Below are 19,776 nucleotides of genomic sequence, written 5' to 3' on the forward strand. Positions count from 1 at the left end.
TCTAAGTTTCTGTTCGGAAAATATGAAAAAAAACTGCCAATTTTGTATATTTCTACACAAATTTAAGACCTTATATCGCTAGTTTAAACAACAAAGAATATTGTCAAATCAGGTGAAGAAGTGGCTAGGCAAGGTGGCTCTGAATAGATTCGTAACAGGCCTAGACCGGCTCTCCTTAAACCTTACCCATCAGTAAGAATACAATTGCCATTTTTGTCATTATTTTAAGTAATTTAACTCTACTCAAACCTTTACCAATAGACTTACAGAAAGGAATGGGATTTGCAAAAAATCGGAAAGATCGATTTGAATTTGTCTGGATATATCGCACCTGGAAATGTTGATGGATTTTGAAGACTGGAAACCAGTAGAGTTTGAGATTGAAGGCTTACATCCCTTAGATTCGTTTCGCCCCTCAACCGACGTTGAGCAAGAGGTTTGGATATCTGAGGCATTAAGCCAATCGGGTGCTGCCGTCTTCAATGAGATGCTCGCCATTGAAACAAGTCAGGTCCTCGACAGGGCAATCATCGCGTCAACCCTGGACTACCTTAGTCAGAAGCATCACTGCCTACGCACAGTATTTAGCCCCGATGGACAATGGGCTTGCATTCTTCAGTCAATGCCGTTGAAGCTGGCCAATATCTCTTGTGACAACCGTAGTGATGTTTTAGCCCACCTAGAGCAGGATGCTTCACAAGCATTTGATGTAGTGAATGGTCCCCTTGTGTCTTGGACTCTCGCTACGTGTGGCGTTACAAGTATCATTTGCCTGAAAGCCCATCATATCATCTGCGATGGGTTATCCATGAGCCGCATCATGGCAGATTTTGTTTCGATCTATGAGTGTCTTCTATCAGGTCAAGACTTGAATCTTCAAGTTCTTAGCACAACGTCTAGTGAAGAGGACTCCAAGAATTTTTGGCTTACGAAAGTGCAAGGGGTCCGAGAAACCTTGCGTTTGCCCTATAGCAAAAGCCCTCAGTATAAGGTCAGCGAATCTGCCAAACAAGTTGACTACCTAATTCCTCAAGATCAGAGCAATATCATCCTCGATCAAGCCCGTAAGCTGAAATGCAGCCCCACGGCTCTGTTTGTTGCCACAACCCAATGGGTTCTCGGTCTGATCGCCAAGCAAGATGTATTCGCACTAGGAGTCCCCGCGGTGCGAAGTGGAACGGGTGGAGATCCCGAACCTACTGGTCACCACACAAGTATGGTTCCGATTCCTGTACTTTTGTCAAAAAATACTAGCTTCCTGTCTCTCGTTCAGGAAGCCCAATCTCATTTGCTTGATGCCGCCGAACAAGGTGGTACGACTCTTGGCGCCATCCTACGGGAACACAATATTGAGCGTGAAGAGGGTCGCTTACCGCTAGTCAACTTCGTGATAAACGTTGATCCACGCATCCCGGTAACCATTCAGGGAGAGCCTTGTAACTTTATCACGATTCCCAAGGCATTTCAGGCTTTCGAGTGTTTCCTCAATATTGTCATCGAAGACGCCGGCATTACCCTAGAATGCAACTTCCAACAAGATCTTTTCGATTCCACAACGATCGAGGGTCTCATTAAAGAAGTCTCGAAATCAGCCCTTGATTTAAGTCAAAATGCAGAGCAGACTTGGCCCGAACAGCAATTGAATGAAGGGCGAGATACCCTTGGGTATTGGAAAAAAAGGCTTACTCCTCTTCCTGAGCCGATCGACATCGTCCCAGACTGGCCACGGCATCGCTCAGCAGAACAAAGCTATGAGTCACTTGATAAGGATATAGGTTCACAATTAAAGAGTCTACTAGGTCGGTGGCATTGCCGGTCTCATCTACCAGAAAAGTTTGCATGGATCAGTGCCTACGCAAGACTACTTTCAGCCTACAGCCGCCAAGATGAATTTCTCTTGGGAGTCGAGAATGACGATCGAACCTGGGTTCCCTTGAGGATAAAAACTTATCGGAATCAGACTTTTGAAGAATTGAGCACGTCTATCTTCAAGGAGTATGAAAGTAATTACGAATATAAGATATCTTCCACTACCGAACTTACTGACCATTTGGCTACAAACCAAGTTGCCGATCAAAACTCTCTTTGGAGTGCAGCGTTCAGAACTTCTGCTGACAGCGATGGGATTCTACAGTGCGACCTAGAATTGACTTTAGTCAAAGATCGTATTCTACTCAGATATCGCTCTGATATGTATGGTCGATCAACTGCGACGGCTCTTTTAGAAGCACTCGAAACCCTAATGATAGAGTCCCTTAAAGATGAGCACCATACCCTTACGTTTTCTTTAGGGAAGATCGAAAAGAATCTACTGAAGGAGTCACCAGACTCCTTATTGCTCGATAAGTTCAAATCTATGGTGCAATCGCAACCTGATCACACAGCTATGGTTTGGCAGGATTCTATACTTACTTATCGCGAACTAGACCTTAAAATCACAGGGCGAGCCTACGAGTTATCTAGATTAGGAATCAGTTGCGGGTCCCTAATCGGTATTCATCTTGAGCGCTCCGATGAGATGGTCATCACCCTATTTGCTGTTCTCAGTTTAGGAGCAGGCTATGTCCCCCTCGATCCTCTTTACCCTCGGGATCGACTTGAGTACATGACTCATCAAGGGAAGCTTGCGTGGGTGATCAGCGACAACACGGAATTGTGGGACATTCCCTTCGAAGGGCAACTGATCAACATCAGCAGCCTATCAAAAGGCAAGCCCGAAGCTTCCGTCATTAGCTTGCCTAAACCTGATCAAACTGCTTATGTTATCTATACTTCTGGTTCCACCGGAAAACCCAAAGGGGTGGAAATCCAACACCGCGCCCTAGCCCAATTTATTGAAGGAATGCAGGATCGAGTTCCCATCGGTATCAATGACAGAGTACTTGGGATTACAACCATATCCTTTGATATTTCGATACTGGAAATATTTATGACTCTCGCTCAAGGGGCAACGCTGGTCCTTGGCCCAGGCTCTCTAGCCACAGACCCCGAAGCCTTACAAGCTTTGCTAATCAAGCATGATATTAGTATCCTTCAAGCTACTCCAGCAACATGGACCATGCTCCTGAATCATGGTTGGCAGGGTAAAAGCAATCTAAGAGCGATTTCTGGCGGTGAGGCCCTTAGGGACGATTTAGCTAAATTGCTAGTCTCTTGCACCCAAGAACTTTGGAATGTCTATGGGCCCACTGAGGCTACAGTCTGGGCGACAGCATCCAAGATCACCAAGGGTATTGACGTCGATATAGGTACTGCGTTAGATGGTTATCAAATAGCAATACTCGATGACAACTTAAACCCATGCCCCCGGGGTATGGCTGGGACCCTTTGGATTAGTGGCCCCGCGTTGGCAAAAGGTTATCTATATCGTCCTGATTTAACAGCGGAACGTTTTCAGGTAGTGCCATCTATAGGATCTCGGGCATACAATACCGGTGATCTTTGCCGTATCAATAATGACGGCAAAATCCAATATCTTAGAAGGGTCGATACTCAGGTAAAAATCCGAGGCTTCCGTATCGAGCTAGGCGAGATCGAATCTCTTCTGGCTCAAGAGTCGGGAGTCAAAGAAGCTGCCGTCATTGTGCGAGAAGACCAGCCAGGAGATCAACGACTGACAGCGTATATAACACTCAAAGCAGAAAATTCTAAATCAGGCAGTCAGTACTTTATCGATTACTTAAATCAACATCTGCCACGGTACATGATACCTAATTCAATCGAGATTCTGGAGCACTTCCCGTTGACAGATAGTGGCAAGATCGACCGAAAGTCTCTTCCTCGACCAAAACCACTTATACCACATGCTGATCAAAGTCCTTCGGACCTATCACCGATGGAGGCTCATATTGCTAGTCTTTGGCAAAAGTTGATCGGCTTTCCTGCTCCACTTCAAAAGACTGATAGTTTTTTTACTCTAGGTGGACACTCACTGCTTGCGATTCAGTTCATGAGTCACGTCAAAGAGCATTTCAATTACGAGATCAAGCTTCGCGACTTGCTCACGGCAAACCTTGGACAGATAGCTCATGCGATAGAGACGATTGCTGGCCAAAAACCCAGGAGGTCACGCTGATGCAACGCTTGCAAATGGAATATCTGGACTGTAACACACAGTCTCTTTTCACAATTATTGAAAAGCCAGCAACTAAGGCTAAAGGCATGATCCTACTTGTTAATCCCGCGCCCCATGAGCAGAACCGAGTCGCTTTTTTCTATCGGCAAATGTCTCTGTACATGAGTCGCTTGGGGTGGCTTGTTTGCCGTTTTGATTTTTCTGGTACTGGGGATAGTAGTGGCTCCCTTGAGACTCGCAGCTGGACCGACTGGTCACAGGAACTCTCAGAAATATTGCGCTATATCAATGATCGCTACCAGCCAGAGAATTTACAGGTTTTCGGCTGCCGGCTAGGGGCTAATCTAGTTCTTGCCTTAAATCACATGGAGAGCAACATTGATCAGGTGATTGCCATTGATCCACTTCCTAGTAGCGAGCAGTATCTGAAAGAGCTTCAGGACATTCAATCGGCAATGCTAAGCCATCCCTTTGATGCTCCATTTGGTTCATCTCTCTCACATGACTTTTTTGGCTTTCGATATTCAGACTCCCTATTGCGTGAAATTGAAACCCACTCGCCGGACAACAGGGATCTAAAGCCAATCATATGTCATAGCTATGGTGAAGGCTTACCCAGCTCCATGCCCCTCGACGAAGAGTTCCTTTGGACATCCTATGGTCATCTCAAGCTCCAGTTCCTAGCACAGACAATTCTAGCTAAAGCTGCAAAGTGGATAGAAGGAGGTCGATCATGAAGTTGAAGCCCATGACCTTCGGTAAATTTAATCACCTGGTCGGCGTGTTGAGTGAACCCGCGACGATAGACCCTCTTAAACCATTAGTTCTAACTTGGAATGCAGGAATGAGTAGCCGACTCGGACTGCATCAAATTAATAGAGAGATCGGCCATAGGCTCGCAAATCTCGGATATAGCAGTGCTCGGTTTGATCTGTCAGGGCAAGGGGATTCTGGCCCTCGACAAGACGGACTATTGGGGCAGGAACGATGCACAGCCGATATTCGTGAAACTATGGATCATTTAGAATCTCTTGGCTACCACTCATTTATTTTGGCAGGGAACTGTTCGAGTGCTGTAGATGCTCATCATGCAACGGTTGCCGATAAAAGAGTTGTGGGCCTTGCCATGATCGATAGCTATTGCTACCCCACACAAAAGTTCAAAGCACTATACTACACCCAGCGCCTCAAAGATCCAAAACGCTGGGCGAAACTTTTGGCTGGTAAGAATCAGGGCTCATTATCAGCCGAAACAACTCCAGATAGTATTTTCGAAACAGAGTATCCGCCACAAGATCAAGTGCATCAGGAGCTTCAGGGATTAGTTCGTCGCGGTGTCTCGTTATTTGTTTGCTATACCGGCGGCTTCCAGGATGTGTATAACTACGAAGACCAGTTTTTTCACATGTTTCCTGATCCAACAATCAAAGAGCACACCAAGCTCCAGTACCTGCCAAAGTCGGATCACATGCTAACCCTCCTTGATCACCGTCAAGCATACCTCGATCAGCTTGTTCAATGGATTGAAGCTATGAATCGATCACCAGAGACCCTTCTCGATCTCGAATTGCGATGGCAACGGTCAAACTTAAACACAGAAGCACTTATCTTAGGAGATCAGTCCTATACCTATCGGCACTTGCTAACTATGAGCGAGCGAATTGCCACCTATCTTATGGAGAAAGGTATTAAGCCTGGGGATCGAGTAGGCATTCACCTCGAACGATCACCAGCTTGCATATTTGCTATTTTAGGAGTACTTAAAGCCGGAGCATGCTATGTTCCTCTAGATCCCAGTTACCCGATAGAGCGGCTTCGCTATATGGCAGAGCAGGCCCAACTTAAGGGCCTTCTCTCAAGCTCTAAAGATAGTGATATCCCAGCTCCTAACTTCCCTATTGAAGAAGCACTTGCGACGCCTAGTCAGGATTTCCGTACTGTACCAGTCTCAAAGGGAGACCCTGCTTACATCATCTACACCTCTGGCTCCACAGGGAAGCCAAAAGGAGTCGTTTTGAGTCATAGTGCCTTAACCAAGCTCATCCTTTGGCAGAACAAGCAGTCAACCCAAAGTAGACGTACCTTGCAGTTTAGTCCGATCAGCTTTGATGTCTCTTTTCAGGAAATTTTTTCTACTTTCTCGTCGCTTGGCACCCTTGTATTGATCAATGAGAGGGATCGCGTCAACCCCAAGAAGCTTCTAGAAATCATCGACCAACATCAGGTCGATCGTCTATTTTTACCCTTCGTAGCTCTACAGATGATCTGTCACACTGCAAATCACGATCGCCACTGGCCCCAGAGTCTCAAAGAAGTTATTACAGCTGGAGAACAGCTCCAGATAAACGATAAGGTTAGGCGATTCTTCGAGCACCTAGCTGATGCAACTCTTACTAACCAATATGGGCCATCTGAATCGCATGTGGTAACAAGCTTGGAACTCAATGGAAACCCAGAACATTGGCCGCCACTGCCATCAATCGGATCGGAGGTTGATAGCGCAAAATTATTCCTTGTTCAAAATGGTGAAGAGGTTGAAGCAGGTCATGAGGGTGAGATCTATATATCCGGTGATTGTCTCGCCAGCGGATACTGGAATCGACCAGATGCAACAGATGAAAAATTTATCTCCTGGCAAGGCCAACGCTGCTATCGTACGGGCGATCTAGGCAAGAGACTCAGTGACGGTACTATCGCCTTCTTAGGTCGCAACGATCATCAGGTCAAGATCCGAGGTCACCGAATCGAGCTTGGTGATGTCGAAGTCGCCTTGAGTCAAGAACCTAGGCTCGATGAAGTCGTGGTGGTAGCCAGTAAGATCCAAGATCAGCTAAGCCTGATCGCGTGCTTCACCAGCTCTGAAGAGATTTCTGAACAGGATCTTCGCGACCAGCTTCGCAAAACCTTACCAGAGTACATGGTGCCTAGCCGAATCAAGCGAATCCCAAAAATTCCTAAGACACCAAGTGGTAAAATCGATCGAAAAGTGATTCCTAAGCTTATAGAAGAAGCAAAACCTAAGCCCCCAGAGAACACTGAGCTTCAAAGCCTTATTGCCAAAATTCAAAAAGTTTGTTCGGATCTGATCGGTGAATCCATAAGTCCAGATGCTAGCTTCTTTGATCACGGCGGTAACTCCTTACTGGCGATTCAGGCTGCCGAGCGGCTCCAAGATCAGTACGGTGTTACGGTATCGCCCATGGATATTTTTGATCAACCAAGCCCCAGGGGGCTTGCCAAGCGACTCGAAGGGGAAATTTTGGTAAGCGATGGGTTGGTATCGCCTAGCCAACCTAGAGAGCCAATCGCAATCATTGGCATGGCCTGTCGATTTCCTGGTGCAAATAATATCCATGAATTCTGGCACAAGCTCACTTCAGGGGCAGAGCTAGGGACGACTCTTAATAGGGACGATTTACCCCAAGACCAACAGCAGCTCTTTGAATCCGAAGACTTTGTGCCCCGAAAAGGAATCGTGGATGGCGCAGATAACTTTGACCACGAGTACTTCAATTTAAGTGTTCGAGATGCAGAACTGATGGACCCTCAGCATCGGGTGCTAATGGAAGAATCGGTCCGAGCCATGTCGGATGCAAACCTCTTTAACACATCGAAACGCAACGTGGGAGTCTTTGCCGGTTGTGCCCATAATACCTACTTTATTCATCAGGTTTTAAAGAGCAAGAAAACAATGGATCGAGTGGGCCATTTCCAAGCCATGTTAGCGAATGATAAGGACTACCTGGCTAGTCGCATAGCCTACCACCTCAATCTCAAGGGTCCCGCCATTAGTATCAACACAGCTTGCTCGACCTCTCTTGTAGCCTTAGGACAAGCGGTTGATTCTTTGCGAGCTGGGCGCTGTGAGGCAGCCCTGGTCGGTGGCTCCCACATCAGCATTCCCCTAGCATCCGGGTATGAGTACCAAGAAGGGGATATTCGCTCACCAGATGGCTTATGCCGGCCTTTCGATAAGAATGCTCAAGGCACCTACTTCAGCGATGGAGTTGCAGCGATTGTTATCATGCCTTTGAGCAAGGCTCTCAAAGAAGGACATCGCATTTACAGTGTGATTGAAGGCATCGGGCTGAACAATGATGGTGGCGACAAAGCTAGCTTCTCTAGCCCATCTATTCAAGGCCAAGTAGCTAGTATCAAACAGGCCCAAGCTGATGCTCGCCTTGGCAATCAGAGCATTGACTATATTGAATGCCATGGCACCGCGACTTTGATAGGAGACCCTATCGAAATCAAGGCCCTCGCCGAGGCTTACCCAGCCGCTAACGGGGAGCAAATCGCCTTGGGTTCTGTAAAATCCAACTTTGGCCACTTAACGGCAGCTGCTGGACTTGCTGGTCTTATCAAGACGTCCTTGTCTTTGTTTTTTGAATACCGACCTCAAACGCTCCACTTCTCCGAGGGTAATCCCCATGTACCTTGGGATTCTGTGCCTTTTGTGGTTCAAAGCAAGGGCCAAGTATGGTCCCGTGGAGAAAAACGTCGTAGGGCTGCTATCAGCTCATTTGGCATCGGGGGAACCAATGCCCACGTGATCATTGCCGAGGGCCAGGTCGCTAACAGACATGAGAATCTCTCACTTCTCTGCTATATTGCAGATAGCCAATTGGATGAAGGAATCAAGCATTCTTGGTCATCTATCCCCATGTCTTCCGGTTACTTTAGCTTTGAGACTCCCTCAGCTGAAGGTAGGGGTTATAAAATCAAGCACAAAGACTTCGAGTTGGAGAGATTCATCTCTCCCAGTAGATCTCAGCACGTAAGCTTCTTGCTTCCGGGTCAAGGATCTCAGGCTAGCTGTATGGGACAAAGCTTGGCGAAAGACTGGCCTCGCTTTGCAAAATACTTTCAAGACTGTCTGGAGCGATTTGACGAATTACTCCCACAACCATTGAGCAAGGCGCTCGAAACTGAGCAAATCCATCAGACCCAGTTCACACAAGCTGCCATATTTAGCGTCAGCTACTCCCTTGGAAAGGCACTCTTGGATTTAGGGGTTCAACCGAATTTGATGATTGGGCACTCCATAGGCGAAATATCAGCTGCTGCACTCAGCCAGCACCTTAGCTTAGCTGACGCCACCAACCTTGTTGCTGCCCGAGGTCGATTGATGCAAGCCCTTCCTTCTGGTGGAATGCTAGCCGTTAGAGCCCCTTGGAGTCACGTTCAAAAATTGATACCAGAAAGCCTCGACCTTGCTGCTATCAATGGTACAGACTCGATCGTCGTTGCTGGGCCTCATGAAGACTTAGACCGTGCAGTATCAACTCTCGAAACGAACTCAATAAAAACTAGACTACTAAAGACATCACACGCATTTCACTCTCGCATGATGAACTCCATGCGAGTGAAATTCGAGTCCGCGATAAGGATCATTTCACTTAAACCTGCTCTCATATCAGTGAAATCAACTCTCGATGGCCGAGATTGGCTGGAACAACAACCTGACTTGGATTATTGGCTTGATCATGTCACAGCTCCAGTGAACTTTTATAACGGGGTGCAAGCCATCCCCAATGGGAGCCTAGTCATTGAGCTTGGAGCTGGCAGAGTAACAGCCAACCTCGCTAAGAAGTCAGCTACCCATGACTTACAAGTGATCACAAGCATGGGTAACTATGCTGGAAGTGATCAAGAATCCACAGATATCTGGACCTTACTTGCTGAACTTTGGATTCATGGCCTGATTGAAAAATCAACCCTAGAGACCGAACTAGGCACCACCAAGAAGGCACTGCCTTACCCATTCCAAAGCCGACGCTGCTGGATTGAAGCCGACGATCCGTCTGGACTCCAAGCAACAGCAATCACGAGCAGTTCCGAAAATCGGGGGTCTCACGGACCTTTGGCCCCCGGAAATCTAAATGAGATTTTAGCAGCTCAACTGGATCTCATGTCGGCTCAACTCAATCTACTTCGCTCTCAAGATCAAAGTGATTCTAATCCTCCAGGTGAAGAAACAGGGACCAATTCTCTGGGGCTAGAGAGCAGCGCTTCAAAGCCCTGGCTCGGTCGTTGCCCTGAGGGTTATCCTGCATACTTTCAGGAAAACCCTGAGAAACCTGGTCAGCTGCTCATGCAGCGCATAAAACCCAAGACGACGATCTAAAGAGACTCGGTTTACCGAGAGGCTCTCCTCACGTATAGTGAAAGGGAGTCCAACAAAGAGAGATCGCCATGTTTTTTAGAGTCTTGGGCCTTCTGGCCTGCCTTAATCTGTCGAACTCAGCCTATAGCAAATCTGTTGATAACTTAATTCTTGTCATCGGCGATGGCATGGGACCGCAACAGGTTTCGCTTCTCAATTACTATCTATCCAACTCGGGAATGAAGGTTCAGTCCCAATTTAAGCGCCTTAGCGACGATGGTAAAATTTTCATAGTCGAAACCGTGCCCAAGCAAGGACTTGTTGCTGAATCTGCTTCTTCCGCAACCCAGATGGCATCTGGTGAATACAGCAGACCTGGTATGATCGGCCTTGATGTCAATGGGAAGCCGGTAACCACCATTCTCGAAAAAGCCAAGGCGAAGGGAATCCTGACAGGACTTGTTTCCGATACCCGAATCACTCATGCAACACCCGCAGCATTCGCGGCACATAGAATAGATCGATATGATGAGTCTGGTATTGCTGAAGACCTGATAGAAGTTGCCCCTGACCTGCTGCTTTCAGGAGGATTTGCTTACTTCACCCCCAAAGATGTCAATGACCCCAAATCGAAGCCCTATAAAAAATATAGAGATATAGTTCCCTCAGGTATTGCCATATCATCTCTAAGAAAGGATCAAAAAGATCTATTAGCAGGTGCCAAGGCGAAGGGCTATCGATTAGTATTCGATCGTCAGTCTCTGATGAAGTCGAAGTCGCTCCCCATTCTAGGTTTATTCCACAAGGAAAGCATGCCAAGCGCTATTTATGAATCGCTCCATAAGAATGATAGAAATCGGCTTTCCCCCTCACTGGAAGAAATGACAGAGTACTCCCTAGATGTTCTCTCGAAATCGAGGAAAGGCTTCTTTCTCATGGTAGAGTCTGGGCAAATTGATTGGGCCAGTCATTCAAATGATCCAGGGTACCTACTTCATCAGATGCTTCAGATGAATCGCATTATCAAAATCGTTGTTGACTTTGCAGAGAAGCGAGAGGATACGCTCGTGGTGATTACCTCGGATCACGAGACGGGCTCATTTTCATTCAGTTACTCCGTTCTCGATAAACCTGTTTCGGAAAACCTCAATGGTCAGGAATACAAGAGAACCCTCGATTATGGCCATCCTGAAGACATTCGCCTCTTAGCCAAGCAGAAACGAACCTGCACGGAAATCATGAAAGACTTTGACAAGCGTAAGAAAAGTGAGCAAACTCCCCAAGCTCTAGTAAAGACTGTTAAGGCGAACTACCCCTATTCCATATCAAAGCAAGATGCTGAAAAGGTACTCCAAGCTGGAGACATGGCTGACTTTCGCAAGATGAGATCCTTCGAAGAATCCGACGGCTTCTTTGGCAAGTACTACAACTTCAAAAGTCAGCGTCAGTGCTCCGTTCTTGCAAAAATAGTCTATCGCGAAAGCAATATTATTTGGGGCACAGCAGGCCACACCTCGACTCCAGTAATATCCTACGTAGTGGGTCCCAGCAAGGCCTCAGCGCCTTTTAAGGGAATGATGCACAACACCAAGCTAGGCCAGCTTCTTCAACAGGCCTTAGGGCTTTGAAGACAAATGAGAGAGCCGGATTTGGGTTCAAGCGGAGCGCGATCGACGAAGGCTTCTGGGAATCTCCACGAGAAACTCGATTTTCTGATGGCCGTCTTCCACCGGCCCATTGAATTTCACGTGAATCGAACCTCCAGCCCCGCGAAGAGTTCGCGCAACGGAATCCATTCCAATACCACGACCTGATATCTCGGTGACGGTGTCCGCAGTACTAAATCCGCTTTTGAAAATGAGATCGTTCAAAATCGTTTCCGTCAATTCCTGGGAAAGATCAGATGTTCCAAACGCCTTGGACTTCACTGAGTCGAGGGAGATACCACGACCTGAGTCGGATAGGCTAATGACGAACGAGCGATCAGTTTCTGCAATTTTGACCCAAATAGCTCCTTCGTCTTGACCTGACTTCCGGATACCATGATCCATAGAGTTGCGTAGCATGTGGATCATACAATCTTCAATGACTTGAATAAGTTCTCTCTCGACACAACCTCCATCCCCTTCAATACTGATATGCGGGAGTTTGATGCCAAGGTCATGAGCAATTTGCCTCGCAGATACCTCAAAGAAGTTTCGGATCACTATCCCCACGTGAGTTGGACTTTGACTGACCAAAAGTTGATCCATTTTTGCAACAGCTTCTGAGTGTTTGTCTTCCATCATTAGCAATCGAATTGAATTCAGATCTTCGTGAGGTATCGCGGAGCCTTGGTGACCCAGCTTCTGAAACCACATACGGTAGTCATTGATCACATGCTTTAGCTCATCGACTTTTCGTTCAACTTCGGAATAGTCAGATTTTTGCCCTAGGTGATGCTCCAGCTCGTGAATATGCGACGACAAGGTATGAAAGCCAAAGGTTCTAGCATTTCCTTTAACCGTGTGGAGAGCTGCTAGATCCTTCCGCACCCGCTCGTCGGACATCTGCTCCTTCTTGTACGAGCTTAAGATTGTTTCAACCTTCGTCAATGAATCGATCATCCGATCACTTTGCCCTTGGATCAATTCATTCAAGATACTGATTTGCTTCATATTTTCTTTGATTTTTTGATCCTGTTCAACAAATAGCGAGACGTCTCTAACAGAAACCACAAGGGCTTCGACAATGCCATCGACGCATAACGGACGCCAGGAGAAGTCAACCGTTCGAGTTCGCCCCTTGTAATTAAGCTCCAATCGATGGGGAAGCAGCTGCTCATTTGCTTCAAAAGTGAACTCAGCCTCGCCGATGGAGCTTTCGATCACAGTTCGAGCGTAGCTGATTTGCTCACGGCTCATATCGGTTTTGGCAAAGATGATGGTCTGCAAATCCCATTGGGTATGATCGTTTAGATCTAAAATTCCATAAAGGCTACTAGACACATTGGGATTGATTTCATCGAAAGTCGACAGGGTAAAAATCCCCTCTTCTAATGTATTGAAGATTGTCTTGATTTTCTCTGTCTCTTCTCTTAACTGTTGGGTCCGCAACTCAACAGTTTCTTCAAGTTTTTCATTCTGGACGTGAATAATATCAATCTTTTGGCGAATGGAATCTCTCATCGAGGAGAAATCTCGGGCAAGATCACCCAGCTCGTCGTTTCGGCTTTGATCAATATCGGAGTTTAGATTGCCCGACGCAATGGTGTTCGTCTCTGATCGCAGCTTTGAAATGGGCCGTTTGATCATGATCGTTCCGATCACGTAGATTGTCGTTGCTGCAAAAATCAAACACAGAATCGTTCCCACAATCAGCGTGGTAACAGATCGCCAAAATTCGTTGCTGGCGATATCGCGATTGATGACAAGTTTGATTAAGCCAATTTCCTCACCATCCTTAACAACAGGTCTTTCAAGAATAATGTGATCCATTTGCTCTAGGAATCTAAAATCCTGTGGCCAACCATCCTGAACCATGGCCTGCTCAACGGAACCTGTCTTATCCTGAACACGAACGCCTAGAATTCTTTTATCCTGCAAAACAGCTTTACTCAGGTCAGTTGTACCTGTTGTATCCATGTCCCAGAGCGCATCCTTCAGACTCAGTTCTGCGATCGTCATGAGTGACCGACCGTCATCCTCAAGTTTTTGAATCGCTTGCTGATATGTTAGATAACTAATGAGTGTCGTGAGGACTCCAAAGCAAAGTACAACAGCTCCAACCATTGCCAGATTCAATTTGAAAACTATACTGCTGTGTGTCCGCATGTATCAGAGTCCTGAGTTTAGGTACTATGGCAAGGATCGGCAGGTGATAGCTGGAATTTAGATGATTTCTAACAAGTCCTTCAAATACTGGAATCCGCTCCGTTTAAGACGTCAGTAGCGCCAAGGGATTCCTCACTAAGATGCTAAAAACATTGTAAGTCGTCTAAAGTGCCAGGTTAGGCGGCCCATGGCAGAGTCTGCCCCCGCGACAGCAAGCCCTCGCTTTGGTCATCATAGCCTGGCATATGATGGTAATTTTGATACAATAGTGGGAGTCACTATCTCACTAGCGAGGAGCATGTTTGTGAGGTTATTCTGCTCTGTCTTAGCGATATTGGGGTTCAGCTCCTTCACACAGCCGCTACATGCTTCCAAGCAGCCTATCATCATCAATGACTCTAAGTGGCCACCTTTTTTCTACGGGGTTACAGAGCTTAAAGGTCTGGGTAAGGAAGTTCTTCATTCTTGCTTGGATAATATGGGGATTCCACATAAATTTAAGTTCCATCCCATTAAACGGATGCGAGTTATGATGGAAAAGGGCCTCATCGACATCAATATCTACTCTCACAAGAAAAGCCGTGAGAAGTTTCTATACTATGGTCAAGAACCTTTATTCGTGTCTTCTTACAACCCCATCGTTCTCAAAGGGTCTGGCATAAAAATAAATAAAATCAGTGACTTTGATAAGCACCGCCTCGGTCACCAAATTGGCTTACGATACTCGATTGAATACCATGACTACATAAAAAAACGCCAGAAGGATCGCTCTCTCGACGAGGCAAACTCAATCGAATCAAATTTAAGGAAACTACTCCAGAAAAGAATTGATGTGTTTGTCGCAACAAAATCATCTGCTCTCCTAGTTGCGAAGGAGATGGGAATGCAAGATAAAATTGAGGCGCTCGACTACGCAGTTCAACTTTCAAAATACTACGTAGCCCTATCAAGGAAAACGTCTCGCGTGACTAACCCAAAAGAATTCCTAAAAAAAGTTGACTCTTGTATCAAGAATAAGAAAAATAACAAAGAGTATTGCAAGATTACCAGCAAATACTCTCTACCATGCTCCATATAGCCCAGGACCTCTATGAAATTTATAGGAACACATGATGGCCGCTTTCATTGCGATGAGGTTCTTGCCATTGCCCAACTTAAGATCTTACCTCAATTTCAAAGTCATGGCATTAAGCGAACTCGGAACCTCGAAATACTGGCTAGTTGTGATGTCCTTGTCGATGTTGGAGGAGCATACGATCACCACCGAAAGAGATATGACCATCACCAACGAGAGTTTAACACACGCTTTAGTGAAAACTATAGGATTCAGCTAAGTAGCGCGGGGCTAGTTTACCTCCATTATGGTCTAGATATTATCAAGCAACGCTACAGCTTTCTCAACCCAACCGATCAAGAATGGATTCACAAAAGACTTTACGACCGCTTCATACTAGCAATCGATGGCCTTGATAATGGTATTGATGCAGTGGATGGTACTCCTCTATACCACGATCCTAGCGGCTTACCCACTCGGGTTCACATGCTCAACTGTCATAATCGAGAAAAAGGTATAGATCTACAAAATTACCTCTTCTTACAAGGGGTCGAAACTGCGCAAAACGAATTTCTTACTCAACTAGCATTCGTTGCGGAGCAGCTGCTACCTAGCTACAAAGAACTTCAAAATCATGTTGCAGAGCACCAGAAAGCTATCAATAACTGGCAAATCTTAGAAATACCCCACGGAGTAGCTTGGGAGGAACATATTGATACAGTCAACCCATCTCGCAACATTGCCTACGTTTTCTGGCAGGATGAAAAGAAAATGTGGTGCATCCAGACACCCAGAGCTCATCCCAACAGCTTTAAAAGCAGGATGCCATTCCCCGAGCCTTGGAGGGGTCTGACCAATGATGACCTAGCTAAGGTTTCTGGGGTGAATGATGCCAAATTTTGCCATCGATCAGGATTTTTTGGAGTCACTTCGAGCCGTGATGCGGCGTTGATTTTTATGGAAAAGTCTATCCTTGAACAAAAGTAGTAAGGGGAGAAAAACCCATGAGACAAGGCTTGGTTAAAAAAAGTCAGGAGATTGAACAGATCGTAGCATGACGAGTATTTTTTGGCGTAACGAAGTATCATAAGTTTTTATCCCATTAATAACTAGGATGATTTTCGCTCTTCGGCGCTTACCAATGGAACTTTTATAAGAAACCGGATTCCTGTGTGGCCCTCATTGACTACTTCATGGTTATAGCAATCAATGGATGCCCCTATACTCTCAAGCTGTTCCCGGATCTCAGACATTCCAATCCCTCGACCAGATATTTCAGTGAGATGACTTGCTGAAGAAAAGCCCTTTTCGAAAATAAGGTCGCGAATCTTTTCAGGCGTTGGAGGCCGACCACCTTGATCAGCTGCGAAAAGCTGATTGTCGATGCCCTGACCGTCATCCCAATATTGGATTTTAATCTGAGTCCGTCCAACCCCTATAAATAGATTAATCTGACCTTCTAGGTTTTTTTGATACTGACGCCTAATCTCTGCAGACTCGATACCGTGAGCTAGAGAATTGGATGAAAGATGAAGACAACATGTTCGCAATACATCATAAATCCCAGGTGGCACATAGGTATCATCGTCTATTCTGAACTCGATTTGAGGAACAGGCTTACCGAGCTGTGCCGCTGTGGATTCAACCATTTGCCCCAAATCTTTTTCCAATGTTGAAAGAAAGCAAAAGTTTCTTTCTTGGGCTTCTAAGGCTCCTTCCAACCAAGTTCTTGAAATTGCCTTTCCGGACTCCAGTCTGGCGCGTATGACGTTCACTAGATTCCGACTTCCATCCGTATCATTTTCAATCTTTTCGAGGATCTCGTGATAGTATGAATTAAGTTCTAAACAGCCTTCGAGCGTCATTAACTGATAACTTTGGCTATCATTCTTTATAGTTCCTTCCAAATTGTGGATCGAGTTCGCAAGAATTTTAAGACCTGATATCCTAAAATTACCCTTTGCTGTATGCAGATTTCCAAGATACTTTTCTAAGCTTTCGCCTCCTTGGATACTCCGCTTCATAGCATGAGCTAGGCCATCATATTGGTCGATATCACGACGCGCCTTGGCAACTCCAACGCCAATAAGTTCGGCCATTACTTGAAGACGTTTCTCAGTGGACTGCTGATACTGCTCAAAATCTTTGTGAAGACTGATATCTCTTCCTGTTAGAATAATCTTTTCGATGACCTGGTTGCTCGCATCTAAGACATAACCCCAGTTCATTTGAAACGGCACCCTAGTACCCTCGACATTGATCAATAGTTCCACGGGCAGAGCAGATGCGTTGATATCGAAGTTGATGGGGTCATTGTTAAGCGACGTTCTGATCACTGAAATTAAGATACTCTGTTCCGATTCTGATAAATTTGAGGCAGAGATAAATCTTTCTAAGAGATTACCATGGCTGCCCAGGCTTGGCAGAAGCTCTGTAGCCTTCTTGGACGCATCGAGGATGTTGAGATCTCTCTCAATGATTAAAGTCACCTGATCGCTACTATCAAAGACAGCTCGCAGGTCATTTGCGCGGCGTTGAAGATCGATAGTTCGCTCGTTGACTTTCCGTTCCAATGACTTGTTCTGAAACTCAATAATTTTCATCTTATCAGCAATAGATATACGCATCTCTTCAAAACGCTTCGCAAACAATCCAATTTCATCGCTCCGAGTAAGCGAGCTTCCTACTGAATGGGTGAAATCACCCTTGGCGATCACGTCCACGTCATGTTCGAGAGCTATCAGTGGTCGCCGAATCACACGGTTCGCTAATTTAACGATGAAGAACCATATAATGGCAATCTTAAAAACGGTCATGTAAAGTAGAAGCCGCAAAGTAGCGAAAATTCTATCATAGATGCCACTCTTATCGATAGCTACACGGATGCTGCCAATGACCTGGCCGTCATTAATAATATTTCTTTCGAGAATTGAGCCATCAGTCCGATTTTCATATTCAGCAATATCCCCACGCATTGAATTGATGGTTCCTGTCACATCTCTTACATGAACCGCCCGAACAGCTTCTTGCTGTGCAAGGCTATCCATCAATTTCTCCAAACGCTCCAGATCGATATCCCAGATGATATCTGACAAATTTTGGACACTCAGCCCAATCACCTTGCTGACCTGCTGCTCAAGTAATTCGCTTTCACTTTGAAACGATGTATAGGCGAAAATTCCAGAAAAGAATAGGGTGATCAGCACCATAATCATGATCAGGGCAGTATTCAGTTTTGCGACAATACTGTTGCGCACCGGCTATCCTACAATTTACAAACAGGTGGTCCTTGAGTGGATCGGTCCAGCCGCCTAAAACTAAAGGGATATCGTTGATTGGAATATCGAAATTGCAGCTGCGTGAAAGACAAAAAACCTAGTGAGCTGCATGGGAAGATGGCTCAACCACTTGACTGTAAGAAGAATTCCAGTATTTCTTGAAGATATGACTAACCTTATTAGCAATTTCCTTGGACTCGACAAAAATACCTATATTTCTACCAAAATAGAAGTACCCTCCACTAAAATTTGAGGTTCCCATCCATATCTTCTTATGGTCGACAACTAAATATTTAGCATGTACCAGGCGCGCGTATGTCATCGGTCCACTGGAGTGATCGGGAAAAGACACCGTCTTGATTTCCGCCCCCCTAGCCAAAAGGTTTGTAAAATATTCAGGTTTGTGCCTTGGGTCCAGAAGCAAACGCACCTGAACCCCTTTGGCTAATGCCTTCTCAAGCGCATGCTCGATTTCCAGAAACTTCCGTTCCTTGCCCCAGAATATCTGCTTGTATCGATATGTAGCAATATCGATAGTCGTTTCAGCACTAGCGATATATTCAAGGAGGTAGGTTAGTTCCCACTGGGACGAATCAATACCCATTCCCCCAGGGGAGACCGCGAGAAATGCCTGACATGGGTTCAGTGACCAACTGCAATCCACTGACTGCGATAGGTTCTTGGGAAGATTTTGTACAATATTGTCCTTCTTATCGAAATTCTTCCAATCATCCTCAAAGACCGCCTGCAGTGACTTTACCAAATGAGGTTCTTGAATCTTGAAGCCGAGTTCTTTGATATGATCCAGGGCTTTCCAATCCATATTCGCACTGCCGAGATAAGCTGTTCTTCGATCAACGGTCATAAATTTGGCATGAAGGATTCCATCGCTACCTTTCCAACGGTCTGTAACCCGTACTTCAAAGCCAGGTATCGACTTCAGTAGATCCACTGAAGCAGCTATGGTCTCACTGCGCGGGATCATATGTTCGCCAAGTAGAATCCGAACGCGAACCCCTCTCTTGTGGGCTTTTTTTAGCTCAGCAAGGAACTTGTCCATACTCGGGCTGCGATTGGTGATTATATTTGCGTATTGCTGCATGATATCAATTTGAGCCTTGCTTTGCTTCACCATTTCAATCCAAACATCAGATGTTTTTGCTATATCGGGCTCGTCAAGGCCAGACTCAAACGGGTATGATTCCACCAAAACTAAGCTCCTCTCGCCCGATTGGGGCACATCGCTCGACTGGGGGGTCACACAGGAAAAAGCTGATGCCAACAAGATCAAAGAAGAAAAGATCGAACGCTTCATATTGATACCTCGCTCATTAGCCTCAGTGCCCTAGCCGTGTCGGATCTTTACCAAAAGCCATTAGGACTTCCAGGCATCTCCGTCTCTAGCCTTCGGGCTGCAGCTGAGATAAACTAGTGGAGATGCAAGATTTCTT

At 45.9% G+C, this 19,776-nt stretch carries 9 protein-coding genes; 6 read left to right on the top strand and 3 right to left on the bottom strand.

Annotated elements, in window-relative coordinates:
- Window positions 1-343 precede the first annotated feature (343 nt).
- The 4 genes from B9N89_RS08830 (at window position 344) to B9N89_RS08845 (ending at window position 11,809) form a co-directional block, all read left to right on the top strand.
- On the top strand, window positions 344-4,075 hold the full coding sequence (locus B9N89_RS08830; RefSeq protein WP_159455250.1) for a non-ribosomal peptide synthetase: 3,732 nt from the start codon (window positions 344-346) through the stop codon (window positions 4,073-4,075).
- The gene (locus B9N89_RS08835; protein ID WP_132317271.1) at window positions 4,075-4,812 is read left to right on the top strand and encodes a serine aminopeptidase domain-containing protein; all 738 of its coding nucleotides are present in this window, start codon (window positions 4,075-4,077) and stop codon (window positions 4,810-4,812) included. The genes B9N89_RS08830 and B9N89_RS08835 overlap by 1 nt, the downstream gene beginning before the upstream one ends.
- A complete protein-coding gene (locus B9N89_RS08840; protein ID WP_132317269.1) occupies window positions 4,809-10,202 on the top strand; it encodes a polyketide synthase in 5,394 nt (1,797 codons plus the stop codon). The genes B9N89_RS08835 and B9N89_RS08840 overlap by 4 nt, the downstream gene beginning before the upstream one ends.
- A 68-nt stretch (window positions 10,203-10,270) precedes the next feature.
- Complete coding sequence (locus tag B9N89_RS08845) at window positions 10,271-11,809, top strand: alkaline phosphatase (RefSeq protein WP_132317267.1); 1,539 nt, start codon at window positions 10,271-10,273, stop codon at window positions 11,807-11,809.
- Window positions 11,810-11,836: 27 nt separating this feature from the next.
- Here the strand turns inward: B9N89_RS08845 and B9N89_RS08850 are convergent, their stop codons facing one another.
- A complete protein-coding gene (locus B9N89_RS08850) occupies window positions 11,837-13,993 on the bottom strand; it encodes a HAMP domain-containing protein (protein ID WP_132317265.1) in 2,157 nt (718 codons plus the stop codon).
- Between the two features lie 304 nt (window positions 13,994-14,297).
- On the opposite strand from B9N89_RS08850, the gene B9N89_RS08855 reads away from it, so the two are divergent.
- Together B9N89_RS08855 and B9N89_RS08860 are read left to right on the top strand one after the other, a co-directional pair.
- Window positions 14,298-15,071, top strand: coding sequence for a substrate-binding periplasmic protein (locus tag B9N89_RS08855; protein ID WP_234996083.1), 774 nt, complete (start codon window positions 14,298-14,300; stop codon window positions 15,069-15,071).
- 12 nt (window positions 15,072-15,083) lie between these two features.
- Window positions 15,084-16,034 carry an MYG1 family protein gene (locus B9N89_RS08860; protein ID WP_132317261.1) on the top strand — a complete coding sequence of 317 codons (951 nt, stop codon included), beginning with the start codon at window positions 15,084-15,086 and terminating at the stop codon, window positions 16,032-16,034.
- 122 nt (window positions 16,035-16,156) lie between these two features.
- Here B9N89_RS08860 and B9N89_RS08865 read toward each other — a convergent pair whose 3' ends face one another.
- Complete coding sequence (locus B9N89_RS08865; RefSeq protein ID WP_132317259.1) at window positions 16,157-18,304, bottom strand: ATP-binding protein; 2,148 nt, start codon at window positions 18,302-18,304, stop codon at window positions 16,157-16,159.
- A gap of 118 nt (window positions 18,305-18,422) precedes the next feature.
- On the bottom strand, window positions 18,423-19,640 hold the full coding sequence (locus tag B9N89_RS08870) for a phospholipase D-like domain-containing protein (protein WP_132317257.1): 1,218 nt from the start codon (window positions 19,638-19,640) through the stop codon (window positions 18,423-18,425).
- Window positions 19,641-19,776: the final 136 nt, after the last annotated feature.

This window comes from Pseudobacteriovorax antillogorgiicola, assembly GCF_900177345.1.
GTDB classification, from domain to species: Bacteria; Bdellovibrionota_B; Oligoflexia; order Oligoflexales; family Oligoflexaceae; genus Pseudobacteriovorax; species Pseudobacteriovorax antillogorgiicola.

Coding starts and splice junctions, on each gene's coding strand:
- B9N89_RS08830 (WP_159455250.1), top strand. CDS start 344: ATGGATTTTGAAGACTGGAAACCAGTAGAGTTTGAGATTGAAGGCTTA.
- B9N89_RS08835 (WP_132317271.1), top strand. CDS start 4,075: ATGCAACGCTTGCAAATGGAATATCTGGACTGTAACACACAGTCTCTT.
- B9N89_RS08840 (WP_132317269.1), top strand. CDS start 4,809: ATGAAGTTGAAGCCCATGACCTTCGGTAAATTTAATCACCTGGTCGGC.
- B9N89_RS08845 (WP_132317267.1), top strand. CDS start 10,271: ATGTTTTTTAGAGTCTTGGGCCTTCTGGCCTGCCTTAATCTGTCGAAC.
- B9N89_RS08850 (WP_132317265.1), bottom strand. CDS start 13,993: ATGCGGACACACAGCAGTATAGTTTTCAAATTGAATCTGGCAATGGTT.
- B9N89_RS08860 (WP_132317261.1), top strand. CDS start 15,084: ATGAAATTTATAGGAACACATGATGGCCGCTTTCATTGCGATGAGGTT.
- B9N89_RS08870 (WP_132317257.1), bottom strand. CDS start 19,640: ATGAAGCGTTCGATCTTTTCTTCTTTGATCTTGTTGGCATCAGCTTTT.